The 24,306-nt window shown below is 37.7% G+C and carries 26 protein-coding genes; 6 read left to right on the top strand and 20 right to left on the bottom strand.

The features are described 5' to 3' along the window. Positions 1 to 7 precede the first annotated feature (7 nt). Both nifS and PCY70_RS01720 read right to left on the bottom strand, forming a co-directional pair. Complete coding sequence (gene nifS, locus PCY70_RS01725; RefSeq protein ID WP_305768208.1) at positions 8 to 1,177, bottom strand: cysteine desulfurase NifS; 1,170 nt, start codon at positions 1,175 to 1,177, stop codon at positions 8 to 10. Between the two features lie 25 nt (positions 1,178 to 1,202). Further along, positions 1,203 to 1,661: an RrF2 family transcriptional regulator gene (locus PCY70_RS01720; protein WP_305768207.1), complete on the bottom strand. Its 459-nt coding sequence runs from the start codon at positions 1,659 to 1,661 to the stop codon at positions 1,203 to 1,205. A gap of 210 nt (positions 1,662 to 1,871) precedes the next feature. On the opposite strand from PCY70_RS01720, the gene PCY70_RS01715 reads away from it, so the two are divergent. From PCY70_RS01715 to PCY70_RS01690, 6 genes are all read left to right on the top strand, one after another. Continuing rightward, a complete protein-coding gene (locus PCY70_RS01715) occupies positions 1,872 to 2,822 on the top strand; it encodes a tetratricopeptide repeat protein (RefSeq protein WP_305768206.1) in 951 nt (316 codons plus the stop codon). Positions 2,823 to 2,837: 15 nt separating this feature from the next. Further along, entirely contained in the window at positions 2,838 to 4,277 is a 1,440-nt protein-coding gene (locus tag PCY70_RS01710; protein ID WP_305768205.1) for a tetratricopeptide repeat protein, read from the top strand. Continuing rightward, positions 4,175 to 5,152 carry a tetratricopeptide repeat protein gene (locus tag PCY70_RS01705; RefSeq protein WP_416387535.1) on the top strand — a complete coding sequence of 326 codons (978 nt, stop codon included), beginning with the start codon at positions 4,175 to 4,177 and terminating at the stop codon, positions 5,150 to 5,152. The genes PCY70_RS01710 and PCY70_RS01705 overlap by 103 nt, the downstream gene beginning before the upstream one ends. Before the next feature lie 111 nt (positions 5,153 to 5,263). Further along, entirely contained in the window at positions 5,264 to 5,992 is a 729-nt protein-coding gene (locus PCY70_RS01700) for an alpha/beta hydrolase (protein ID WP_305768203.1), read from the top strand. Positions 5,993 to 6,010: 18 nt separating this feature from the next. Beyond that, positions 6,011 to 6,670, top strand: a complete 660-nt coding sequence (locus PCY70_RS01695; RefSeq protein WP_010168028.1) for a hypothetical protein — start codon at positions 6,011 to 6,013, stop codon at positions 6,668 to 6,670. A gap of 12 nt (positions 6,671 to 6,682) precedes the next feature. Then, positions 6,683 to 7,417 (top strand): alpha/beta fold hydrolase domain-containing protein, encoded by a 735-nt coding sequence (locus PCY70_RS01690; protein ID WP_305768202.1) that lies wholly within the window; start codon positions 6,683 to 6,685, stop codon positions 7,415 to 7,417. A 44-nt stretch (positions 7,418 to 7,461) separates the two neighbouring features. Here the strand turns inward: PCY70_RS01690 and PCY70_RS01685 are convergent, their stop codons facing one another. The 18 genes from PCY70_RS01685 to PCY70_RS01600 form a co-directional block, all read right to left on the bottom strand. Beyond that, positions 7,462 to 8,817 carry a DUF362 domain-containing protein gene (locus tag PCY70_RS01685; protein ID WP_305768201.1) on the bottom strand — a complete coding sequence of 452 codons (1,356 nt, stop codon included), beginning with the start codon at positions 8,815 to 8,817 and terminating at the stop codon, positions 7,462 to 7,464. A gap of 160 nt (positions 8,818 to 8,977) precedes the next feature. Then, entirely contained in the window at positions 8,978 to 9,724 is a 747-nt protein-coding gene (locus PCY70_RS01680) for an ABC transporter permease (protein WP_305768200.1), read from the bottom strand. After that, positions 9,725 to 10,378: an ABC transporter ATP-binding protein gene (locus PCY70_RS01675; protein WP_305768199.1), complete on the bottom strand. Its 654-nt coding sequence runs from the start codon at positions 10,376 to 10,378 to the stop codon at positions 9,725 to 9,727. 141 nt (positions 10,379 to 10,519) lie between these two features. Further along, entirely contained in the window at positions 10,520 to 12,934 is a 2,415-nt protein-coding gene (locus PCY70_RS01670) for a glycoside hydrolase family 2 protein (RefSeq protein ID WP_305768198.1), read from the bottom strand. A 29-nt stretch (positions 12,935 to 12,963) separates the two neighbouring features. Then, a complete protein-coding gene (locus PCY70_RS01665; protein ID WP_305768197.1) occupies positions 12,964 to 14,907 on the bottom strand; it encodes a right-handed parallel beta-helix repeat-containing protein in 1,944 nt (647 codons plus the stop codon). Positions 14,908 to 14,916: 9 nt separating this feature from the next. After that, positions 14,917 to 15,744: an SDR family NAD(P)-dependent oxidoreductase gene (locus PCY70_RS01660; protein ID WP_305768196.1), complete on the bottom strand. Its 828-nt coding sequence runs from the start codon at positions 15,742 to 15,744 to the stop codon at positions 14,917 to 14,919. 123 nt (positions 15,745 to 15,867) lie between these two features. Next, entirely contained in the window at positions 15,868 to 16,641 is a 774-nt protein-coding gene (gene proB / locus PCY70_RS01655; protein ID WP_305768195.1) for a glutamate 5-kinase, read from the bottom strand. 15 nt (positions 16,642 to 16,656) lie between these two features. Then, positions 16,657 to 17,895 carry a glutamate-5-semialdehyde dehydrogenase gene (locus tag PCY70_RS01650; RefSeq protein WP_305768194.1) on the bottom strand — a complete coding sequence of 413 codons (1,239 nt, stop codon included), beginning with the start codon at positions 17,893 to 17,895 and terminating at the stop codon, positions 16,657 to 16,659. A gap of 97 nt (positions 17,896 to 17,992) precedes the next feature. Further along, positions 17,993 to 18,358 carry a preprotein translocase subunit YajC gene (yajC, locus tag PCY70_RS01645; protein WP_305768193.1) on the bottom strand — a complete coding sequence of 122 codons (366 nt, stop codon included), beginning with the start codon at positions 18,356 to 18,358 and terminating at the stop codon, positions 17,993 to 17,995. A 23-nt stretch (positions 18,359 to 18,381) separates the two neighbouring features. Beyond that, positions 18,382 to 19,506 (bottom strand): tRNA guanosine(34) transglycosylase Tgt, encoded by a 1,125-nt coding sequence (gene tgt / locus PCY70_RS01640; RefSeq protein ID WP_305768192.1) that lies wholly within the window; start codon positions 19,504 to 19,506, stop codon positions 18,382 to 18,384. A gap of 62 nt (positions 19,507 to 19,568) precedes the next feature. After that, positions 19,569 to 20,000, bottom strand: coding sequence for a hypothetical protein (locus PCY70_RS01635; RefSeq protein WP_305768191.1), 432 nt, complete (start codon positions 19,998 to 20,000; stop codon positions 19,569 to 19,571). Further along, positions 19,981 to 20,340, bottom strand: coding sequence for a hypothetical protein (locus PCY70_RS01630; protein ID WP_010168004.1), 360 nt, complete (start codon positions 20,338 to 20,340; stop codon positions 19,981 to 19,983). The genes PCY70_RS01635 and PCY70_RS01630 overlap by 20 nt, the downstream gene beginning before the upstream one ends. 99 nt (positions 20,341 to 20,439) lie before the next feature. Continuing rightward, positions 20,440 to 20,625: a YjfB family protein gene (locus PCY70_RS01625; protein WP_305768190.1), complete on the bottom strand. Its 186-nt coding sequence runs from the start codon at positions 20,623 to 20,625 to the stop codon at positions 20,440 to 20,442. A gap of 6 nt (positions 20,626 to 20,631) precedes the next feature. After that, on the bottom strand, positions 20,632 to 21,030 hold the full coding sequence (locus PCY70_RS01620; RefSeq protein ID WP_305768189.1) for a flagellar protein FlaG: 399 nt from the start codon (positions 21,028 to 21,030) through the stop codon (positions 20,632 to 20,634). A gap of 174 nt (positions 21,031 to 21,204) precedes the next feature. Beyond that, complete coding sequence (locus PCY70_RS01615) at positions 21,205 to 22,062, bottom strand: PHP domain-containing protein (RefSeq protein WP_010167998.1); 858 nt, start codon at positions 22,060 to 22,062, stop codon at positions 21,205 to 21,207. A gap of 75 nt (positions 22,063 to 22,137) precedes the next feature. Next, a complete protein-coding gene (locus tag PCY70_RS01610) occupies positions 22,138 to 22,455 on the bottom strand; it encodes a hypothetical protein (protein WP_305768188.1) in 318 nt (105 codons plus the stop codon). 67 nt (positions 22,456 to 22,522) lie between these two features. After that, positions 22,523 to 23,530 (bottom strand): sensor histidine kinase, encoded by a 1,008-nt coding sequence (locus PCY70_RS01605; RefSeq protein ID WP_010167994.1) that lies wholly within the window; start codon positions 23,528 to 23,530, stop codon positions 22,523 to 22,525. After that, positions 23,531 to 24,199 carry a response regulator transcription factor gene (locus PCY70_RS01600; RefSeq protein ID WP_010167992.1) on the bottom strand — a complete coding sequence of 223 codons (669 nt, stop codon included), beginning with the start codon at positions 24,197 to 24,199 and terminating at the stop codon, positions 23,531 to 23,533. Positions 24,200 to 24,306: the final 107 nt, after the last annotated feature.

Here is a 24,306-nt window from a genome sequence, read left to right as displayed (position 1 = left end):
CTATTTTTTATTCCTCTCCCACAAACTCTTCATAAAGAGGTGACATATCACGCATTCTTTTCACTATTCCTGGCAACTTTGCAATCACCTCATTGACATCATCAATCGACGTATCGGTCCCCAACGTAAAGCGCACTGATCCATGAGCTTCTTCATGTGGTAACCCAATCGCCAACAACACATGCGACGGGTCTAGCGATCCAGACGTACAAGCAGACCCGCTCGATGCACACACTCCATTCATGTCTAATAACAATAGCAACGACTCGCCCTCAACAAATTCAAAGCTTATATTTACATTATTTGGTAGCCTCGCAGAAGTATGACCATTTAATCTCGCATATGGCACGTTTCTAATAATGCCCTCAATTAGTTTATTGCGTAACACCGACAGCTCCATCACTTTGCGCTCAAAATTTGCATACGCATATTTTATCGCTGTTGCAAGCCCAACTATTCCCGCAACATTCTCTGTGCCGCCACGTCTCCCTCTTTCTTGCGCTCCGCCATGCATAAACGCTGAAATCTTCACGCCGTTTCTTATATACAAAACCCCAACGCCTTTTGGTCCATTAATTTTGTGTGCCGACATAGATAATAAATCGATATTTTGTGTTTTTACATTTATCGATACTTGTCCTATTGCCTGAACCGCATCTGTGTGAAACAAAATATTATGCGCCTTTGCAATCTCGCCAATTTGCTTTACCGGCATAATAGTTCCGATCTCGTTGTTGGCATACATGATTGTAATCAATATCGTTGTTTCTTTAATAGCATTCTCCAAATCTTCAAGACGAATCTGTCCAAATTCATCGACATTTAAATACGTTACTTCAAACCCATTTTTTTCCATATACTTACATGTATGCAACACCGCATGATGTTCGATTTTTGAAGTTATAATATGATTGCCTTTGTCTCTATTAGCTTCTGCAACTCCTTTGATTGCCCAATTGTCCGACTCTGTTCCACCACTTGTAAAATAAATTTCAGATGGCTTTGCTCCCAAATACTTTGCCACTTCCTCGCGCGAATCATTGATAGCCTTCTTATTTTGTTGCGCTATCTGATATACGCTCGATGGATTCGCAAAATTGCCATACATATATGGTAGCATAGAATCAACAACCTCCTTTTTCATTGGTGTTGTTGCCGCATTATCTAAATATATCAAAATTTTTCCTCCTTATAAATAAATACTACATTAATACTTTTATTTGATTTGCATTACCAGTTTTCTTAAAATCTTCAATCAACTCACTTAAATATATATTATCAACAACATTATTTATGCCATCTTTGATTTTTATCCAAACAGATTTTGTAACGCATTTTGATTCAGTATCTCCACAGCAGTTGGTGCACCCATGATCTTCGCAGGTGCAAACCGTTGGCCCCAAAGACCCCTCCAATGCTCGTAAAATTTCACCCACCGTAATCTCTGCCGCGTTTCTTCCTAATATATACCCTCCCTTTGCGCCTCTCTTACTTATTACCAAACTCTCTTTTTTAAGTTTTGATATCAATTGCTCCAAGTAGCTTTCCGAAATATCAAGCCGCTTCGAAATGCTCCTTAGCGATAACGGCACTTCTTTAGAATGAACACCTATATCGATCATAGCTCGTAGACCATATCTACCTTTTGTGGATAGTTTCATAGCTTTTCTCCAATTCCTAGTTTTTTACTAGGGTTTTCTATTTATTATAATAACATTTATATTTTTATTTGTCAACCACTTTTTTAACTTTTATAATTTCTCAAAAAATATTTTTAAGTTCTTGTACATAATTAGAAAATAATGTAAAATATAAAAATGGGACTATGGCTTGCCATATTCGCAATTTTATTTTCGAAAGGAAGATTAATTATGGCAGAAATAACAACAATTCTTAGACAAGTTTACCTTCAATATGGAGAACCGATGTTCGCAAACACTCCCGTTCTCAAAAATTTAATACAAGATCTTTCGCTAGATGAATCTGATACCAATTTACTTATTCGAGCAATAGACTGCGGTGTTGCCATACAAGTTATGGACAATGTTCCGGCTCCAAATAATTCTACCCAAATTGATATCATTGTTAACCATCTAGTTTCAAATTTGATGTGGAGCGAAGACAAAGCTATTCAGGCTGTGGAGTATTTTACATATGCCAAATTTGGAGATCGAAGCACCTCCGAAGCTTCTAGCAATATTACTATCGAGGAATTCCCCGAACACCTGCTGCTTGCAGAAGAAGGTGACGTAGTTGTTCAGTACAATGTTGGTAACTGCTATGAACAAGGGCTAACTAGCAATCCCTACAAGGCTTTTCATTGGTATTTGCGTGCAGCAGAGCAAGGATATGTTTTGGCTCAGTTTATTGTTGCCCAATGCTACGAACATGGCAAGGGAATCGAACAAAATAAGCTGAAGGCATTTCATTGGTATTCCACCGCCGCTGAAGAAGGCTATGTTGATGCCCAACGAATGATTGGTCCTTGCTATGAACATGGCATCGGTGTCGAAAAAAATCTCACAGAAGCCTTCAACAGATATTTACAGTTGGCGCTTAACTACTATCTACTCGCTGCACAGCAAGGATATGCCAAAGCACAATATAAAGTTGGATGCTATTATTCTAATGCTAAAGCCGATAAAAAATCACTCACCAAAATCATAAAGCCTTCCAAAAAATCCGACACACCTTCGTCACCTCCTACAAAAAAAATTACTCCAAATTATACCGAAGCACTTCATTGGTATATGCAGGCCGCTTCTCAGGGCAATGAAGATGCTCAAAAAGTTATTGATAGTATTTGCGCCAAAGGCTTTTAGGGTCGGTGAATCATAATGAAATTTAAATTAAGAAATATTTATACTCAATACGGAAAAACTGCTTTTCTCGATACCTCCATATTAAGGAGCTTAATTGCAGACTTAGAATTAGTCAAAGCAGAAAACAATCTTTTGATTCGTGCTGCAGAATGCGGCGTTGCCCTGATAGTTGCCGATCGAGTTACGTCTCCAGACGATACCACAGCCATTCAAAGCATTATAGACCACCTCACCTCCGAACTGATGTGGGGCGATGATAAAGCTGCAACAGCAGTTGAATGCTTCGTTTTTGCTCAATGTTCAAATACTGATACTGACAACATTTCTTCTGTTACCTGGGATACTTTTATAGAACTTGCTTCCACCGCTGAGTCTGGCGATACTGTCGCTCAAACTAAATTGGGGCTCTGTTTTTTAGAAGGAATCGGTCCTGATTTTTCTAAAGCTGTTGAATGGTTCTCCAAATCTGCTGAAGCTGGCGATGCTATTGCGCAGTTTCATTTAGCCACCTGCTATGCAAACGGAACCGGCGTTACTTCCGATGCGACTACGGCGTTCAACTGGTATGTTAAGTCGGCTGCTCAAGAATATATTCCCGCACAGCATGCTCTATGTAATTGCTACGAAGCTGGTCTCGGAACTACCAAAAACGAAACTGCCGCATTTAATATTCACAAAAAAATGGCCGACAAATACTATTTAGATTCTCAATTTGCAGTTGCACAATATTATGAATACGGCATCGGCGTCGACAAAAACGCTACCGAAGCATTCGCGTATTATCTTCTTGCAGCCAAGCAGAGCCATGCTTCCGCACAAAATAAAGTTGGCTTAAGCTACAAAAATGGAATCGGCGTAGATCGCAATTACGCGTTAGCCATCGAATGGTTTACCAAAGCCAGTTACCAAAATGATCCCGAAGCATTCTTTCATCTTGGAACTTGCTACTCCAATGGAGATGGTGTCTCTAAAAATGAATCTATAGCATTCGAGTGGTTTTTAAAATCTGCTACCCTAGACTATCCCCTAGCTCAATGCACAGTTGCTACATATTATCAACAAGGAATCAGCGTGGACAGTAGCGACTCCGAAGCATTTAATTGGTACAAAACTTCAGCTCTTCTCGGCTTTGCTCCAGCACAATTTGAACTTGCAACATTCTATGCCAACGGCATTGGTACCGCTCCTGATGAGGATGCCGCCTTCGCATGGTATCTCAAAGCCGCTCAGCAAGGATACACAAAAGCATATAATATTGTGGCAACCTACTATTTAGATGGCACTGGCACTGAAACCAACGAGGTCACCGCATTTGATTGGTTCACAAAAGCTGCTCATTTCAAGCCAACGGCATTGGTACCGCTCCTGATGAGGATGCCGCCTTCGCATGGTATCTCAAAGCCGCTCAGCAAGGATACACAAAAGCATATAATATTGTGGCAACCTACTATTTAGATGGCACTGGCACTGAAACCAACGAGGTCACCGCATTTGATTGGTTCACAAAAGCTGCTCATTTCAATATTGCAGAGGGATGCTTTCATTTAGCAAGATGCTACGCAAACGCTATAGGAACTCAACTCGATCACGAAGCTGCCTTTCAATGGTATAAAAAAGCTGTTGACTTAGGATACGCATCTGCTTGCTGGAACATTGGCAAATGCTATACAAATGGTCTGGGTGTAAAACAAAGCGATGAAGAGGCACACAAATGGTATATTACCGCTGCCGAGACCGGCGATGGTCGCAGTAAGCATCTCCTTGCGAAGCGGTTTGAATCTGGATTTGGTATAAAAAAGGATCTCAATATGGCCTTCACCTGGTACCTAAAAGCTGCCGAAGAAGGATATCTCGCTTCCTGCTGGCAAGTTGGCGAGTGTTACGCAAAGGGCATAGGCATCGAACCCAATAAAGAGGAAGCGCTCAAATGGTATGTTCAAGTCGCGGAGCAAGGAAATCCTTGGAATCAGTATAATCTTGCACGAAAATATGCCGAAGGCGATGGCATAGTCAAAAATGATTACGAGGCATTTCGCTGGTACTTAACCGCGGCCACACAAAAGCATTCCGATGCGCAAAACTATGTTGGCTGGTGTTATGGCACAGGAACTGGCGTTGAAAAAAATGAGGCAGAAGCATTCAACTGGTACCTTTTATCTGCCAACCAAGGCAACTCCATTGCAGAAGCAAATGTAGGATTATATTATCGACAAGGCCGAGGCGTTGAAGTTAATTATACCGAAGCACTCAAATGGTATTGCAAATCCGCTGAAAAGGGATATGAAGTTGCAAAAACTGTAATTACCGAGCTAGCCAACAAAGGATTTTAGATCGAAACTCCCGCTACAATGGGAGTTTTTTTGCCCCCCCTTGACGAAAAAATTTTTTCGATATAATATCATAAAAAATATTGTACGACTATGATAGCTAGGAGAATTTTTATGTTAAACAAAATTATGAAGTCTGTATCCATAGCTTTATTTATTTCTATTATAGGTATATTTTTATGGCTTAATAATACACATTCTCTGTCTACCGATATCTCACTGCCTATCTACGACAATGTCGACGTCTCAACCGCAGCAGACGGAACGATTATTTTTCAGCCAAATGACAACCCCACTAATACCGGACTTATCGTATATCCCGGAGCATTGATCGAGCCCGAAGCATATACCTATTACGCCAGCGCCATTGCCTCGCATGGATATTTGGTCGCTCTCTTAAGTGTTAATATGCACCTATCGTTGTTTGATACTAATAAGGCAGCAGAAGTCATGGCGCAGTTCCCAGATATGCACTGGTATGTTGCTGGACACTCTATGGGTGGTGTCAGTGCAGCTTCATTTGCCAAAGACCATCACGATCAGCTCGCCGGACTAATTTTACTTGCTTCATATCCCGACCCACGCGACAATCTATCTAATGTTGATATACCGGTTATTAGTATTTATGCCGATCTAGATGGCCTTACAACGCTTGAGAACATTGCAGACAGTAGACCATACCTTCCCGATGATACTATCTTTAAAAAAATAGCCGGCGGAAATCATGCGCAGTTTGGACTCTACGGCTCGCAAATCGGAGACCTCGATCCAACAATATCTCCAATAGCCCAGCAAGATCAAATCATTACTGCCACGCTTGAATTTATTGCAAATACAAATTAATACTTAAGGAGAATTTTTATGGATGAAATGGATGAATTTAATGAACTTTTGCAAGGAATGCGCGAAGAGCTTAAGGATGCTAGCGACGATGTACTCAAGTTTGCCATAAATTCATTAAGCACGCTTTTTGAAAACGATGCCGATATAGCAAACCTCTTAGAAATAGACCTAGAACGACTATCTCAAATTCGATGCTCCGGCACTGATGGTCCGCCAAATAATTTTTTTATAGAGTTAACTACACTGCCCTCCCGATTGCTTCTTGGCATACTAGATCATTTTTATGATACACATTATAAGTATCGCCTAATTGAGGGTTCGCTTCTCGAGCATGATATAGAAGTTGTTGATCCGCACCATATTTATCCAATATTAGGATATATTACACCTAATATTGGGGTATATATACGCATCGAAAATTTGTTCTACAATATCAAAATGGTCTATGATAAAATGAGTATCGAAATCTCAGAATATCAGATTAGTTCTATCGATCCAGCAACTGGTGAACCTAAAATTGAGTATCCTAAGATCCTTGTGATATTTCTCGAAGATAATGATTATGCTATCGATCAGCCTATGAAATTTGGATTTATGGTGGGCAATGGTAAACTAGAATACGGTAACGTTATCACTGCGAAGCTATGGGAACTAGATTTAGATGAGCTTAGCGCATAGGAGTTGATTGCATTGAAAAATATTAATGGAACTGATTATCACGGATTTACTGTTGACAAATTTATATTTAATAAAAGAGAGGCGTTTGTTATTAGACCTCACACCGCCACCTCTGAGGCGAAATGGATATGGCGTGCCGAATTTTTGGGTGGCTTTGATACTGTAGATATCGAAATGCTCAATCGCGGATATTTTTTAGCATACTACAAAATTTCAAATATGTATGGTTCTCCCGCAGCTGTTGCGTTAATGAAGCAATTCTATGATATGGTTGTCACAACATTTCATCTCAACCCGAAAGTTATTATATTGGGATTTAGCCGAGGCGGCCTCTATGCTATGAATTTTGCTAGGCAATATCCCACCGCTGTTTCGGCATTATATTTAGATGCACCAGTTTTGGATATCAAAAGTTGGCCTGGAGGACTAATGACCGGTATAGGCGCTGCAGCTCAGTATGCTGAATGTCTCGAATGCTATGACCTTACAACAACTACAGTTTTAGCCTTTGCAGAAAACCCTGTTGATAACCTCGATTTTTTAACAAGACATAAAATCCCTATTGCAGTCGTGGCGGGCGACGATGATGATGTTGTCCCTGTTAAAGAGAATTGTCAATTGCTAATCGACTACTGCCGATCAAATCAGCTTATCAATATGTATATACTAAAACCAGACTGTGCGCATCACCCTCATAGTTTGTCTGACCCAATGATTGTCGCAGACTTTTTGACTCAGTACGCATAACTCTCAGCTGCTGCCAAAGGAATTGTTTCTTCGGCAGCATGAATTTAAAACTCTATTTTTTGCGCGTTTAATAAATTATCGTATACTATCAAAACTCCCTTGTTTCCTTCAAAATCTACGCTTATTTCTGAAAAATCTTTGCTAACAACTCCCACCAATCCTGATTGCTCATTATAAATTTCAACTTTGATAACCTCTTCTCCAACTTCTAATTTTGCATTTAGCTTGCCATCAGCAATATTAATAAACTTTACCTTTGCTTTTGGCGGATTGTAGTTATCATATGCAACGCCTGCTGGAATCCTAAATACTTTTGACAAAACTCCCTTCGCAAACGGAAACGGTTTTTTTATTTGATCCACTCGAACATTTCCCTTAACCACTATTTTTCTCAGATTGGTTACACCTACCCCGTCTTTAGCAAGGCTCTTTATATACGGTACTTTATGCGGATCTACCCCCACAATCAGTGCAGCTATTGTATCATTTGCAACAACATCCTTTGACGCCATCATAACTCGCATATTCATCTTTGCTGCTGCATAGCTTGGTGCCCCCTGAGCTGCTGGTCCATATGCCAGCCCTTGTAATCCATCTAGCAACACAAAGTCCGCAGGCTTAAGCGAATAATAGTCGTGTATAAAATGACTTATATCATTAAATTCATGAGATATTGTTAAACCTCTCACTACTGATCCATTTTTAAAGCTTCTATAAATTTGCTGCGGCATAACACCTATTCCAATATTTTTAATCCCACCGGTGAACCCCGCATTCATGTGGTTTTTTAAACAGCAAAGCGAGATCACTACATCCGATTCATAATATTTTTTATCAAAATAATATTTATTTTTCATCCACTTAGCAAGTTTTTTATATTCTTGGTTAGCTGGCGGATCTACGCCTACCACATCTGGTGCATCCACATTTCTGTAGGCATTGCCTGTGTCGTCTAGAGATATTATTTCATCCACATTCGGAAAGTTTTCTTTTATATATCCCATCAGCTCTAGATTTTTGCTCGTTGCCCCATCACCACTAGACTCCATAATATAAATTTTTCCTGTTGGATTCACTTCTCTAACCATAGCAGTCAGCTCTTGTGCAACTCTATAATCTGCTGTTATACCATTCACTTCTTTTGGAATGAGCTTGCTTTTGTCTTTATACGCATCTGCATAGGGCAGCGCCATTCTCATAGATGCGGCTTGCCCGGTTATTGCTCTCGTGGAAATAATATTGGGCTTTACCACTACAGTTTGTCCATCTTTTATAAATCCTAGACCTCCCGCTAATTCTACAGTTTCTTGTACCAGTTGCTTAATTTGCTCATCTGTTATATCTTCAGCCTTATCTTCTTTTGATTGTACTAGAGCTACCGTCGCTATTTTGTTGTCCATACTTTTATAACCCCCTTTTCCATAGCTTGAAATTAAAGCTAGTCTTATTTTTATCCATTGAAGTTGTATTTATACCTAGTTTATTTTGTGGTATAAACTTGTTTGCAGCTAATTTATTTACCAAATTATGGTCTTATTTTAATATTAGCTGCGTCTTAAGTTACTTGATATTTAGCTGCTTATGCTTATTAAAAAACGATCGATAACTACACAACGTAATGATAAATGTCGCAATGCTAGTTGCCGAAAGTAGCATAAACGTTACCATCAGCTGATACTTTATTGCCTCTAGCGGGGGGCTCCCACCCAAGATTAGTCCTGTCATCATTCCTGGCAAAGCAACAATCCCTAGCGCCTTTGCCGCATCGATCGTTGGCAACATCCCTGCTCGTAAGCATCTTTTAATCAGATCTGCTGCGGCCAAATTTATGGGAGCCCCAAGCGACAATTTCGTTTCTATCTCTTCTCGTTTATCTATAAATCCTGCTTGCATTTGTCTATACGTAATGGATACAGCCACCATAGCATTGTTGACAATCATCCCACAAATCGGAATCACTTCATCTGCCGTAAAATTTATTACGCCTGCTATTGTCAGCGCTGCCAATGTTACAACAGTCCCCGCTCCGATGCCTGCATAGCTAATCAATCTCTGATGCGCAACTTGCTGTAGTTTTGTAACATTCATCGCTGCGTTGAAAATCATAAATGCTACAAAAACCAGTGTTACCCACATATTTTCTAGTCCAAAAATTAATTGCAACACACTTCCTACCACCGTCAATTGAATCGCTGCTCGCACCACGCTAATCGCAATTTGTTTATGCAAATCTAAATCTTCTCGCATAGATATAAAAACTGGTATCAATACAAGTAATGACGCCAGCATCAACGAAACTATACTCATTTATAGAACCTCCACATCTACAATTTCTCCGGCAACAAACCTGACGCGTTTATTAAAAATTTTGGTACTCTGCTCTTCGTTATGAGTCACCCATAACACCGTCATTCCCTCTGCAACCAATTTTTTCACATGCTGTTCTATCAGCGAAGCCGACATCTCATCCAAAGCCGACGTCACCTCATCCAATAGCAATATCTCTGGCTTATGTACCAAGTTTCGTATCAGCGCTATTCTTTGCTTTTCTCCTCCCGACAGAGTTGCAACATCCTTATCTACAAAACTTTCATCTAATCCAAATTCAACCAGCATCGACGCAATCCACTCTGAGTCAAAATTTTGATTTTTTACTATATACGGAAACTCTAAATTTTCTTTCACAGTTGTTCCAAACAAATATGGAATCTGAGTACAATAACTAATTGACTGCCGCAATTTCATCGGATCATATTTTGAAAATTTTTCATCTTTATAATACATTTTTCCTTCTGTTGGGCTAATTAAATATGAACACATCTTCAAAAACGTACTTTTGCCACTGCCAGAAGGACCCATCAAGGATATGCATTCTCCTGCAGCAACATCTAAGGAAATATTTGTTAAAATTTGTTTTTCATCTACTGCAAAATTAATGTTTTGTGCTGATAAAATACTCATAGCAATTTCCTTTCTTATTTCATTTTTCACTGTTTATTTTGATTCTCCTTTTAATGCTTATTCCAGTATTCTGATACTTATTCCAAATACAAAAAAATGGCACAAACTTATCGTCCATGCCATCCACTTGATTATTTATTTTTATAGCCCATCAAACATATTAGGGAAGTATCTATAGTATCCTTTTCCAAATTTAGCACGCCCCTTGTGCATATCCAAATACAGTTGCTTTGACGCGGCTTTGGCGGCTTCCTGATCATCTACTAGCAAACGATATTCATTTTCTATAATCAGTGCCCCATCTTTTTTGAGCTCCAACTTGATATAGAAAAATCCTTTCCAGTTCTCCGGAACAGTAAACTTGATATAGTCATATGCTGCAGAAACATTTTCGTCAACATCTATCCTAATAGTTCCCGACAAAAATTCGTTGCCATCATTATCAAAAACGGTATAGTCTAAGTCTATATCATTAAATTTTTGATATAGATCGTTGATCACAAACAGTTGCCCTTTAAATTGTTCGCTATTATTGTATCGACGTTTTTTGAACTCCAATGAAGGTAAAATCGGGTTATACGCTCGCTTTACGTAATCATACGAAAGCTTCTTAACTCCATAGTAGTCAATAATGTCCCACTTAATAATAGGCCAATTAGTATTAAAGTGACACAAAGCCACGGCGCTTACATGCGGTTTTTGCCTTCTGAAATGCTCAAGAGCAAACTGCGCAACAGTCCCTTGTGAAATTTGCGTATATTCAACAAACTGCTCTAGCGAATCCATCCCTATACTTCCGTGTACCTCGTAGTTTAGATTTTGTAACACATGAAGATCTGCCATATGGTATCCATAACTTATACCAAGCGGCCATAGCTCATCTTCTGGAATAAATTTTTTGAGGCTTTCTATATTTGGCGCAGAAGCCGCTGTTAGCTCCGGAATTACTGCAGCATTCAATTTGGTGTAAAAATCTTCCATGTATATTGCTCCACCTGCATAATAATGAGCGTTCGCATGCAAAGATTCATTTGGCTTATACCCCATTCTGATTCCTTCTCTAGAACTTAGCGGCGACGCATCTGCGTAGTGAACACTAGTTAGACCTCGCGTTATATCTCCAACCATTTCCATCAGCTCGCGGTTTTTACTGTGTACATGCGCTTCTGTAAAGTATACCTCTTCTCCACCCATCCACATAACAATACTTGGGTGATTGCGTCGCTCTCTCACGATGCTTGTAATTTCGTTGGTTACCTTATCTAGGTATGCTCTATCGGATCTAAATTCTTGCGTCGCAAAAGCAAAGTTGGTCCATACAGTAAGCCCCAATCTATCGCAAATATCATAAAATTCTTTTGTCTCTATCGGATGCCATCCAAAAAATCTTAGGTTGTTGATATTAGCTTCTTTAGCTTTTTCTAAGAAGAACTCATATTTTTCTATGCTATTTCTACCGTAGAAGAACGATGGCTGAGTCCAGCATGCAGAGCGCATAAACATCGGCTTATCGTTTATATTTAGTGTCCACGGAAACTCCGCTTCATCTTTTGTAAACCCAGGATTATAGGTATATTTTACAGTACGCACACCTGTTTTTTCTCTAATTTTATCCAACACACGCCCATTTTCTACGATGCTAATTTCGATATCATACAAAAACGGATCGCCCATTCCAACTGGCCACCAAAGTTTGGGATTATCCAATGCAAAGTTTATTACCTTAGTAGATTCACGTCCTCTGTTCAACTTCATCGGTTCCTCTACGTTTAAGATTTCTGTATCGCCATCAAAATACTTTACCATAAGATGCGCTTCTCGAACTGTTTCAAATGCATCGGAGTTTACCTGCAAATTAACGTTGACTTTGCTGCCATCTAACTCATACTCCACTCTATATCCATCAATCTTTGCTTTTTCTGTGCCAATAACTTTTACCGGTCGCCAAATTCCAAATGGTACCAATCCTGTTAGATAGTCCCCTGCAAAGTTATGCTTCATTCCTGCTATATTATGCTGATTTCTAGGAGGCGGATCTAATTTTACTGTTAGCAAGTTAACAGGAATGTTTGGACTAGTCCAATTGATCAGATCTGTGATGTCAAATTCAAACTTCGAAAACATCCCTTCGTGTCTACCCAGATATTCTTGGTTTAACCACACTTCGCATGAATAGTCAACCCCTTCGAATACAAGCGTGATATTTTTTCCGCCAAAACTTTGGTCAACATTAAAAGCATAGTTATACCACCATTCATATTCTTGCGCCCATTTTGCTTTATGCATGTTGCGGCCAAAATGAGGGTCATCGATTTCGCCTGCTAAATATAAATCTGTATAAACATCTCCAGGTACTTTGCCTTTATTCCAGCTATAGTTATTTCCAGATAGCTCGCTTTTTAGCAGATGAATGCCTTCTTTAACACCTTGCCCAACTCGCATTTTCTCCATCTTCCAGTCCAAGCCACTAAAATCCATCTCGACTCTGCCTTCTACATGGCTTTTAGGTCCTGCTAATGGTCCTACTTCCAGTTTGAAAAAATCTTTATTCTTCATTGACATATCTCCCTTTTTGAATTATAGCATTATATTAGTTTGATCCTATTTTTTCCAATTTTAATATTTTCCAAAGGTCCTGCTGTTGGCTTCGCTGACCTCACATTTCCAAGGCAATCTCTATCCAATACAATCATATTTCCATCCGGTCCATCGAATATGGCATCCGCGAGAATTGTTTTCCCTAAATCTGCTGTGCCGTGTATAACTGTTGCAACATCGGCGGCTTCAATTTCTATTTCTAGATATAGCTCGTCGCCTTCTTCTATAATCTTAACATTAGGATTAACTTCTGCGGCAATGTGATTATTTTTCTCTTTGCTATATGCTTGTGCTCCATTATAATAAACGTTTCCATCTACATAAACTGGATACGGCGTTTGGTCAAATTTCTCTAGATCTATCGACTCAAAATCCTTTTCATTAATCCCTTTGAAATACGCTTCGATTCCATCTGAATATTTATCCATAGCCTTGGTGCCTACAAATTGCTTTTCTGGGCGATTTGCATCTGCCGCAGGTGCAACATAAATATTATTATAATATCTATCGTCTCCACCATATACAAAACCATATCCGCTAACCCAAGTAGAATGCGGCAAATGATATGGTGTTGCTCTATCCAAAACATCTCCGTTTGCCATAGTTCCGCAGAATAGATTGTGAACATAAGCGGTTCCTTGAGATATATAGCCGATGTTACCTTTTGACGCAAAGATATTGTTATCTATAATCGTCGGTCCATGACTTACTTCAATTACCATATCGCGACCATTTCTATATAATATATTGCTACTTACACGCAATCCTTGGGTTTGCCAATCTAGCCACAGCCCCAGTGTGCAATCGTGCACTCTATTGTTTAATATTTGCGTATCAATCGGTGCATGAAACTTGATACCTGCAATCTCGCAACCGATATATTCACGCTTCGTTCCAATTTTGTAAACATGATTGTTATACACTTTGCTAAAGGCGCATCCCATATGACCTACAATTCCATTTTGACCGCAGTCATAGATCGTGTTATCTCTAATTATATGAGATCCTACAGTTTCTTTTGACCAGCCTAATTTTAGTGCCGCAAAAACCGACTCCAACTGAAACTGATATCCAGACTTTTGTTTTGTCCTTGTGCTTAGCATATCTCCAGACAAATAATCTTTGCCTATGCTAATGCCACTACACTTTGCATCGTGCACGATATTATTTTCTATAATCCATCCCTTAGACCAATTTGCGCCTATAATAGCAGGTTGCTCTGCAGTTGGCGGTGCCCACCCCGATGCTCCATGGCACATTGTGAATCCGGCAACAGTGATATAGTTTCTGCCCATCTTTTTAGGATAGAAGCAACACTTTCTAACATTGATTTCTACCTGCTCCACGTTGGGATCAAAATCGTTGAAGTTCGCATAAAGCGTTGTAAAATCAGCATCTACCTCCGCATAAAATCCATAGAATGGCGCTTCCTTTTGCAAGTAGTTGCGTTTTCCAAAGGCCTTTGGATCTTCCACAACATCGCGACCTATCGTATAGTCTTTTACTTCTTCGATACTTCTAAGTTCACAGAACGCTTCTCCATTTAAATATACCGCACCAAGATGCATCTTTGGATTTTTTGGGTACTTAAACCAATCACCAAATAACTCTTCTTCAAATGGATTGAAATCTCCAAATATAGCATTTGCTAGAGTTGCCTTATATACTCCATTTTCTATTTTTTCCCAATTTTTAATTTCCTCAGAACCTTTTATAACGACTTTATCACCTTCTTGTGCGCGATAAACAATTCGTTCTAGATCGCTTCGTCCACCATTTTCGGGGCTAACCCACTCTCGATATACGCCCTCCGCAACAATGACTTCGTCTCCTGGCATTGCCAGTTTTGCGGCTTTGCTTATAGTCAGAAATGGTGCATCTTCGCTACCGTTATTATTGTTACTTCCCTTTTTAGATACATAATATTTCATACCGCTCTCCTATGATTTCACCATAATTTTATGCAAACTATTTGCTTTTATATTATCTATCTCGCGTATTAATTTTTCTTTGTCCATATGACTCGACAATAAATGTCCAGATAAGCCATCCACCTGTCCTGTTGCAATAAAGGCCACAAAATTAGCAGGTTTTTCTATCGGTGTTGCGGTATCATTTAAAATTTTATCAATAATACCCGGCATAAATTTTTTCGTCTCTGGTTTGTTTACCAAATCAATATTACGTTGCGTTCTCACAAGTCCCGGAGCAAATGCAAAAATTTTTATAGGCAGCTTTTCCGCTTCCAATTCTAAATTTACACACTCTGTAAAGCGCACAATCGCTGTCTTAGAACAAGCATAAGCGCTATTATATACTTCTGGCTTAGACACTCCTCCTCCAGAGAAATTTATGATTCTTCCAAAGCCCTGAGCCTTCATAGCGTTGATGGCACACTTTGTTCCAACATAACAAGTTTTCAAAAGAGCATCTACTTCTCCAAGCCAGTCTTCGTAGCTTATATCCCACGTGATTCCCATCGCATTATTTGCCCCTGCAGCATTAACCCATAAATCTATCTTTTTGCGATGATTTTTTACTACAGATACTAATGCTTCCACAGAATATGGCTCTCTAAAATCACACGGAAATACTTCACATTCTCCGCCTTCAGCTTTAATTTGAGCCGCTGTTTCATATAGCTTTTCTGTTCTTCTAGCAGATAGCACAACAACTGCGCCATACCTAGCTAATGTTAATGCCACTTCTTTTCCTATTCCCGATGATGCCCCGACCACTACACAAACTTGACCTGTTAAGTTATACATGACTTCCTCCTAAAAACAAAAATGGACTATGATGTAAATATCATAGTCCATTTCATTTTAAATGACTTTTAAGTCAATGTCAATTTATTATATTTAAGATTTTTTATATTTTTTTACGATAATTTAATTAGATTTAAAATAGGTACACGCCAACTTATTTTCATATAACTTTAGCAAGACGTCTTCTTCTTTGCCACTGGCTAGTATCATATCGATTTCATAATTATTGCATATCCTTGCAGCATCCAGCTTTGTCTTGATTCCACCAGTTCCAAATTCATTTGCAATGCCCTCATCCACGTCGATATCATCTATATTGGCAACCACTTCTATCAACTTCGCATCAACATATTCCTTTGGATTTTTATCATATAATCCCTCAATGTCACTCAAAATAATTAGTAGGTCTGCATTCCAAATCATTGCCGTATGCGCGGCAAGAGTATCGTTATCTCCTATCTTTAGCTCCTTGACACACACCGTGTCGTTTTCATTTATTATAGGAACAACACCTTCGTCAATTAATGTAAACAGCGTATTGCGAATATTCAAAATTCTGTCATCTACCAAAAAATCGTCCATGGTAAGCAAAATTTGTCCTATATTTATTCCATATTCTGCAAAGTATTTATCATATGAATTTAGAAGGCGCACCTGACCAATTGCACACAATGCTTGCTTATAATTCATATCAGATTTACGCGACCATTTATTAATTGCAGAAATACCCGAAATTTTTGCTCCGCTTGTTACGATCACAACTTCCTTACCTTTCTGCTTTAGAAAGGCCACTTCTTCGCATAAATTTTTGATAAAATGCTCGTTGATAAATCCCTTAGAATTCGAAATCGTGTTACTTCCAATCTTTATAACAATCTTTTTCGCATTTGCTAGCATAGCTTTATCATCTCCTTATTGCCTAACTTGTCCATCTCCTGTAATAATATACTTATATGAAATGAGCTCATTAATACTAAACGGCCCTCTTGCATGAGTTTTCTGAGTACTAATGCCCATCTCTGCTCCAAAGCCAAATTCGCCTCCATCGCTAAATCTAGTAGAAGCATTTACATATACGCACGCCGAATCAATTTCTTTTATAAACTTGTTAGATGCTAATAAATTGTTGGTTATGATACACTCCGAATGCCCCGACGAAAATTCTGTTATGTGTTCAATAGCCTCATCTATACTATCAACTACTTTTACCGCAATGATGTAATCCAAAAACTCTTGTTCAAAATCTTCTATCGTTGCCGGTATTGCGGGAATAATTTCACAAGTTTTCTTGCAACCTCTAAACTCTAGTTTTGCACCTAATTTATTATAGGCCATCTTCAAAAATTCTTCTGCAACATCTTGATGAACTAGTAAAGTTTCCAATGAATTACATACCGACGGACGACTCATCTTGCCATTGTTCAAAATGGCATATGCCATATCTAGATCCGCTCCGCTATCTACATACATATGGCAATTTCCAACTCCTGTTTCTATAGTGGGCACTGTCGCAGTTTTAATGACCATCTTAATTAGCTCTGCGCCACCCCTAGGAATTACTAGATCTATAAATTCATTTGCAGTAACGATTTCTTTAACAACCTCTCGCTTTGTATTTTCAATCAAAAAACAGCTGTCCTCTGTTACATCAGATTTACGTAACCCCTCTTTAATGGCTGCAACAATAGCCTTATTCGAATTGATTGTACTAGAGCTTCCTCGCAATAATATTGCATTTCCAGACTTTATTGCCAATACTGTCGCGTCAATTGTTACGTTTGGTCTTGCTTCGTAAATGATAGCAATAGTTCCGAGCGGCACGGTCTTCTTAATCAACTGCATTCCGTTTTCCAAAATCTTACCCGACATAATGACTCCTGTAGGATCAGTCAGCTTAATTATTGTATCAATGCTATCTGCAATCTGAATAAGCCTGTTTTCTGTAAGAGTTAATCGATCAATCAACGCCTTGCTTATTCCCGCTTCTACAGCATTTGTAATATCGATCTTGTTTGCATTTAAAATTATACGTTTATTTTTTAGCAACGAATTTTTAATTTCTAATAATGCATGATTTTTTTGGGAAGTATTTAATAATCCTAGTTCATGCTTAGCTTTTTTTAGCTTTTCACCCTTCTGCCTAACTTCCATTGTACACCATCCTGATATATTTGATATTATTTTTTATATTAGTTAAAACCATTCACAAAAAGCTGAAGACTTAACTTCAGCTTAAATTAGAAACATCTTATTCTTCGTCGTCGTATTCTTCATCGTCCGTGTCATCATCAACTTCTATAGTTTCCACTGCCACAACTTCTTTTACAATCTTAAGATTTGGAGTTTCAACACCAGCTACTTGATCTCTTTTGACCGGAACTCTTACACTTTTATTAAGACCCATTTCAATAATAAATAAATCATTAATAATATCTACCACTTTACCATAAATGCCACTACTTAGAAGAACAGTTTGTCCCACTTTAATTTGCGCTTGCATCTCAACAATTTGACGCTCGCGTTTTTTCTGTGGACGCACTACAATCAGCCACATGATTCCAAAGATGAATGCGATATAAACAACCATTCCAACGACACCCATGCCTGCTCCCATATTAACACCTCCTATTATTTTATTTATAATCTATATCCATCAAGGCGCTTATTTTTATATTCCTTGAACGATCTATTCAAAATTGCTGTTCTTATTTCGCTCATCAAATTGTTGTAGTAATATAGGTTATGCATTACACAAAGACGCATTCCTAACATCTCTTTAGCCTTTAGCAAATGCCTAACATATGCGCGCGAAAAATTTTTACAAACCTCGCAATTACAATCTACTCCAATCGGTCGCTCATCTTTTTCGTATTGTTTATTTAGTAAGTTCATTTTTCCATCATTAGTATAAACATGACCGTGCCTCCCATTTCTAGCAGGCAAAACGCAGTCAAATAAATCTACCCCCCTATCCACTGCCTCTAAAATGTTTTCAGGTGTTCCAACGCCCATTAGATACGTGGGTTTGTTTTTAGGCAAAAACTCTACCACATTATCTAGCACATTATACATCTGCTCGTGCGTCTCACCAACAGCCAAGCCTCCAATCGCAAAGCCATCCAAATCCAAATTTGATATCGTTTTTGCATGACTAATTCTTATATCGACACAAATTCCGCCTTGATTGATACCAAATAGCAATTGTTTTTTGTTAATAGTTTCCTCTTGGCTATTTAAGGTTTTCATTTTTACAATACATCTGTTCAACCATCTAGTTGTTCGCTCCACCGATGAGTTGATATATTCTCTTTGCGCAAGTGCTGGCGGACATTCATCAAAAGCCATTGCAATAGTGGAGGCTAGGTTCGATTGAATTTGCATGCTCTCTTCTGGACCCATAAAAATTTTGTCCCCATTAATATGCGATGAAAAATAGACTCCTTCTTCTTTAATTTTTCGTCTATGAGCCAACGAAAAAACCTGAAACCCTCCCGAATCTGTTAAAATGGGACCGTCCCATGCCATAAACTTGTTGAGACCACCCATTTCATAAATTACAGTATCCGTTGGCCTAAGGTGCAAATGATATGTGTTACAAAGAGCAACCTGAGTCCCGATATTTTTTAAATCTATACTACTAAGAGCTCCTTTAATAGCGGCCACTGTTGCGACATTCATAAAGCAGGGCGTTTGTATTACTCCATATGGAGTGGTAAACTCCGCGGCTTTTGCCATATTGTCTGTTGATAAAATCTTATACATAAAATCTCCATTCTTTCAAATAATTACTGCTATTCTACAAGATAATGGCAAAATTTGCAATACTAATGTTGCTTATACGAGTCAATAATTTTGCTACGTGATTTTGGTATTTCCATTTGCCCCAATCTATTCTTGAGTCGTCTTTGAATTAGAGACATATTGCTTTGTTCTTGCATGATAATCATAGTTTTTAAATCTAGAACTTCTTTGATATACCCTTGTAATGATCTGACCAGCTCAGAATTATCGGGGTCATGTAAAAATGGTTTTATCTCGAAGTATCGCTTTTCGAACTCTTTTTCTAAAGATTCGACCTCATCCGTGAGTCGTTTTTTTACTAGCGACATTTCTTCTATCATATCCATTCCCGATTCATCATCTAAGCTTAAGATCTGGGCCTCATTGCTTATAATAGATTCAATTTGATTTAGTACTTCCAAAATTTCATGCACTTGCTTATCCAAAAGTATAAATTTATCCATTTCTTTTATCAAAAAATAGACCTCCTTGGTAGTTTGATTTATAAGCATTTTTGTATTTATTGGTATTTTGCTTGCTAGCACGCAAACGTCTCAGCTCTTTTTTTACTTCTTCAAGCTTTTCCGCAAATCTCTCAGTATTTATTTGATGCAAAATTGCAATTTTCTTTTTGAGCTCTCTTTCTTCATCATCCATTTGTGGCGATATACTTGCTTGCTTTAAGTATTTCAATAATATCTTTTTCCTTATGTTTAGTAGCCTATAAAATTCTTCTTGATTATCTTCATCAAGACACTTTTTTTGGCTTCTCGTTATATCCAATAAATCGTTTAGCAATCTTTTTTTTGTGTCCATATCATATACCTCCAAACATTATTCTTACCACTTTTTTGAATTTAATTCTATTCGCAATAAAAAAAGTGGATGCGGAATTAGCTCGCATCCATCATATTTCTAAAGCCGAACATCAACCACGCTTCCAACTTGTGGATTAGCTGGTATATCAAGAGATTTCACCATTTCTGTAATCTGATTCCCTGTCTGCTGAGCTAGGTCTAAGCCCATCTTAGCAACTTTTATGTTTACTTGAGAGCTCATGTTCATTTGACTCAGTCCAGTCGAAACTTGTGCGATATCCATTTCTTATCACCTGCTTTCATCCACAAACAATCCTGCCGCATCCCACATTTGGGCTACCATATCTAGAATTTTTTCTGATGGTATTTCTCTAATTACTTCTTCTGTATCTCTATCCACAACTGTAATGACCATTCTATTTGTTTTTTCATGTTGCGCAAATCTTAATTCACTAAATTGTAAATTTACTTTTTCTCCATCTTCAGAAAGCACCTGTTCTGCTGCCTTAATAAATCGTTCTTGTCGTTGTTGCATTGAATCATTATTTTGCTCATTATTTTTCGATTGATCCTGTCGCTTCTTTACTTCTTTAATCTCTGGCGCATTTTGTTCTACTGATTGAAACTCCATCTTTTGTTGAGTTGTTGACCGTTCAACTTGTACCGAATCTTGCTTAGATATTTGCATATGAAAAACTCCCTTCTATAATTTTTTGTGGTGCAATCTCCCACTAAATTTTATATCGGTCGTTTATCTAAAAAAGATAATAGGTCATAATTAAACTTTTAATATTTTTAAACTATTTTTATTTTTAAATTGTTTTTATTTTTTAACTAAAATTCAAATAACATTATAATTTCATTACTTTTTAATAAAATGTACTGTCTTTTCCATCACATCTAAATATAATTTTGGTACAGATGTTTTTCCAAAACCATTTCCTATATCGAGATTTGGTTTATTATCGCCATGATAATCTGTTCCACCCGTTAAAAACAGTCCATACTTTTCACATAACTCTAAATACTCTCTTTCTTTTTCTTTGCTATGTTCCGGATAAATAGTTTCTATTCCAGCGAGCCCTGCATTTTTTAAATCTAAAATAAATTGATCCATCGTAACATCTTTTAGCTTATAAAAATATGGATGCGCAATAACCGCGACTCCTCCAGCTGCCATTATCGCGGCTATCGCTTCCTTATAATCAATAAATTCTCTTTCTACATATCCTGGTTGCCCAACGCGCAAACATTTTTCAAAAACTTCTTCTCTATTTGCAAAATATCCCTTTTCTAACAAAACTCCCGCAACATTTCCTCTCGTAATGGACATGTTTTCATCATTATTTGGGTTTAGGTCTTTCATTGTTATAGGATATCCCAACTCTGTTAACCTTTCTATCATTTTTACATTACGAGCTTTTCGTTCGTTTAAAATCTTTGCTATCACATCTTGTAATGTTTGATTTTCTATATCTATATAATATCCTAAAAGGTGAATCTCTATTTTGTGGTATTTACAGCTAATTTCTATTCCTGGAATCACTTTTAACCCCACCATATTTCCAGCTTTTATGCATTCAGCAATTCCCGCTGTAGTGTCATGGTCAGTCAATGCGATAGCAAATAGCCCCTTTGCCTTAGCATAAAAAGCTAGCTCTCTCGGTGTTAATGTCCCATCTGACATAGTTGAATGAGTGTGCAGATCTATTGTATACATAATATTGTCCTCCTAAAATTATATTCAATATTAGTGTGCCACAATTTACTCCGCCAAACTCCTAAAATTTAAAATTTACGACCATTTTTTTGTTGCAAATACAATCTCCTTTTGCGCCTTTGATGTATTATTATATTGACTTAATACATCTTTCATATTTGTGTTCTCTTCTCCTTTATATTCAAAAAATCCAATAGCATTTTTGGACATTAATATATTTCTAGCGTCTGCTATCTGCTGATCAGTAATGGGTGTATTTTCAACTTCTATAATATCTTCTGCTAAGCTAGTTTTTGGCAATGACAACTTGTTTGCGTCAAAACTTTCTATGTCCATCCCCACATTGCTAACTCTTAAAGTATTTACATGCAGATTGCTATCACGAAATATCATTTAAATCTCTCCTTTAAATATACCATTATAATGATTATACAATGTGAACCTTAATTGAACCTAAAGTTTAAAAGATAATTTTTATTATAATGATTCGCCCATCCAAACTCTCTGCCGTAATTTTGCCTTTGTGTCTTTCGACAATCGTTTTTGCCATCGCAAGACCTATCCCAAATCCGCTATTATTACTATTTCTCGAGATATCTGCCCTATAAAATCTATCAAACCACTCGTTATACTTTCTTATTTCTAAATCTTCTGATCTATTTGATATGTACAACACTGGTCTGTTTTTAATCAATCGCAGCGCTACCTTAACTCTGCCTCTTTCTATACTATATTTTAATGCGTTTTCCAATAATATTGATACCAACAACTCAATATTTTGTATATCTCCGTTATAATCAATGCCTGGTTGAACTTCATATTCTATATACTTATCTCGGCTAGCTGCAATCCCTTCGAAAAATAAGCAGTTTTCTTGTAGCAATTCTGAGAGCGAAAATTTCGCCTTATGCAACGCACCCGATTCCTCCAATTTTGTTAGTGATATCAAATACTCTATTAGCATATTTAACCTATTTATTTGCTCAATAGTGCTTTTGGTCCACATCGTATGCCCGCTTTGCATGCCTATCACTTCTGCATTTCCTTTTATAATTGTTAATGGTGTCTTTAATTCATGCGTTACTCCCGTAATAAATTGTTTCTGCTTTTCATAGCCTTCTGTTATCACCGCAACAACTCGTTTAGAATTTATTACTATTAGTATTGCTATTGCCACAAATGCCAACGATCCTGCTATTACACTCGCCACGGCAAAATCATATAGCATCCCCTCAAAATGTTCTGCATATGTGATATCTTGCGATACACTTGAAATATATACAAACGGATCATTTATAGTTGACATCGTCATTGTCCTATTTACCATTGCCACTTCTATCATAGCTTTAAACCGATCTTTTAAATGAAAATAGTTTATTACATTTACAGCAAGCAAAATTACAACTAACACAGTAAAAACTATTCGTACACTCGATATTATAAAGCGTCTTCGCAAAATCTTTTCCATCTAAATTTCCTCCATTCTGTATCCTACGCCTCGCACTACTTTAATCTGAACAGTTGCACTCAATGCTACTAACTTTTTTCTCAAATTAGAAATATACACCCATATCGTTGTAATATCTACCTCGTTTTCGTATCCCCAAATGCGCTCAGCAAGCTTATCTACCGAAACCACTGCGTCCTTCCTCGACATTAGCATCTCCAAAATTTGAAACTCCTTATTAGGTAACTTTATTTTTCCGTCTGCTACTACAAGCTCAAAATTTGCGACATTCAGCGTAGCGTTGCCCATCATTAGAAATATATTATTTTGCGTTGCTTTTCTCGTCATCGCCCTAATTCTCGCCAACAATTCACCCGCATCAAACGGCTTTGCCAAATAGTCATTTGCACCGCAGTCTAGCCCCACAATCTTATCTTCAATTTGAGATTTTGCACTGAGAATGATAACCGGTACACTCATTCCTGCTGTTCTAATTTTTTTGAGCACCTCGATTCCATTTAACTTTGGCATCATCAAGTCTAATATTACCCCATCATAATTTCCGGTTTCTATGTAGTCTACCGCACTCACTCCGTCTCCAACTACGTCCACAGAATAGTTATTATACTGTAGCATTGCGACCAAAATATCTGCAAGCTGTTTTTCATCCTCACATATCAAAATTCTCATTATAATCACCCTTTCTTAATCTTTAGATATAATATCGACTACAGATAAATAAAAATTAAATTTCAAAATTCTATTCTTAAAAACTTTATAATATGATATAATGATTA

This window comes from Candidatus Epulonipiscium viviparus (assembly GCF_030708075.1).
GTDB classification, from domain to species: Bacteria; Bacillota; Clostridia; order Lachnospirales; family Cellulosilyticaceae; genus Epulonipiscioides; species Epulonipiscioides viviparus.
Note: the sequence above shows the minus strand (reverse complement) of the source record. Positions and strands in the feature narration are given on the sequence as shown.

What these genes read in the sequence shown, in the direction of transcription:
- PCY70_RS01615 (WP_010167998.1), bottom strand. Translation starts at nt 22,062, where the DNA reads ATGTATACAATAGATCTGCACACTCATTCAACTATGTCAGATGGGACA.
- PCY70_RS01680 (WP_305768200.1), bottom strand. Translation starts at nt 9,724, where the DNA reads ATGAGTATAGTTTCGTTGATGCTGGCGTCATTACTTGTATTGATACCA.
- PCY70_RS01710 (WP_305768205.1), top strand. Translation starts at nt 2,838, where the DNA reads ATGAAATTTAAATTAAGAAATATTTATACTCAATACGGAAAAACTGCT.
- PCY70_RS01605 (WP_010167994.1), bottom strand. Translation starts at nt 23,530, where the DNA reads ATGGAAAAGATTTTGCGAAGACGCTTTATAATATCGAGTGTACGAATA.
- PCY70_RS01650 (WP_305768194.1), bottom strand. Translation starts at nt 17,895, where the DNA reads ATGGAAGTTAGGCAGAAGGGTGAAAAGCTAAAAAAAGCTAAGCATGAA.
- PCY70_RS01670 (WP_305768198.1), bottom strand. Translation starts at nt 12,934, where the DNA reads ATGAAGAATAAAGATTTTTTCAAACTGGAAGTAGGACCATTAGCAGGA.
- PCY70_RS01675 (WP_305768199.1), bottom strand. Translation starts at nt 10,378, where the DNA reads ATGAGTATTTTATCAGCACAAAACATTAATTTTGCAGTAGATGAAAAA.
- PCY70_RS01665 (WP_305768197.1), bottom strand. Translation starts at nt 14,907, where the DNA reads ATGAAATATTATGTATCTAAAAAGGGAAGTAACAATAATAACGGTAGC.
- PCY70_RS01700 (WP_305768203.1), top strand. Translation starts at nt 5,264, where the DNA reads ATGTTAAACAAAATTATGAAGTCTGTATCCATAGCTTTATTTATTTCT.
- proB (WP_305768195.1), bottom strand. Translation starts at nt 16,641, where the DNA reads ATGCTAGCAAATGCGAAAAAGATTGTTATAAAGATTGGAAGTAACACG.
- PCY70_RS01660 (WP_305768196.1), bottom strand. Translation starts at nt 15,744, where the DNA reads ATGTATAACTTAACAGGTCAAGTTTGTGTAGTGGTCGGGGCATCATCG.
- yajC (WP_305768193.1), bottom strand. Translation starts at nt 18,358, where the DNA reads ATGGGAGCAGGCATGGGTGTCGTTGGAATGGTTGTTTATATCGCATTC.
- PCY70_RS01695 (WP_010168028.1), top strand. Translation starts at nt 6,011, where the DNA reads ATGGATGAAATGGATGAATTTAATGAACTTTTGCAAGGAATGCGCGAA.
- PCY70_RS01625 (WP_305768190.1), bottom strand. Translation starts at nt 20,625, where the DNA reads ATGGATATCGCACAAGTTTCGACTGGACTGAGTCAAATGAACATGAGC.
- PCY70_RS01620 (WP_305768189.1), bottom strand. Translation starts at nt 21,030, where the DNA reads ATGCAAATATCTAAGCAAGATTCGGTACAAGTTGAACGGTCAACAACT.
- PCY70_RS01720 (WP_305768207.1), bottom strand. Translation starts at nt 1,661, where the DNA reads ATGAAACTATCCACAAAAGGTAGATATGGTCTACGAGCTATGATCGAT.
- PCY70_RS01610 (WP_305768188.1), bottom strand. Translation starts at nt 22,455, where the DNA reads ATGATATTTCGTGATAGCAATCTGCATGTAAATACTTTAAGAGTTAGC.
- PCY70_RS01685 (WP_305768201.1), bottom strand. Translation starts at nt 8,817, where the DNA reads ATGGACAACAAAATAGCGACGGTAGCTCTAGTACAATCAAAAGAAGAT.
- PCY70_RS01630 (WP_010168004.1), bottom strand. Translation starts at nt 20,340, where the DNA reads ATGGACACAAAAAAAAGATTGCTAAACGATTTATTGGATATAACGAGA.
- PCY70_RS01600 (WP_010167992.1), bottom strand. Translation starts at nt 24,199, where the DNA reads ATGAGAATTTTGATATGTGAGGATGAAAAACAGCTTGCAGATATTTTG.
- tgt (WP_305768192.1), bottom strand. Translation starts at nt 19,506, where the DNA reads ATGTATAAGATTTTATCAACAGACAATATGGCAAAAGCCGCGGAGTTT.
- PCY70_RS01715 (WP_305768206.1), top strand. Translation starts at nt 1,872, where the DNA reads ATGGCAGAAATAACAACAATTCTTAGACAAGTTTACCTTCAATATGGA.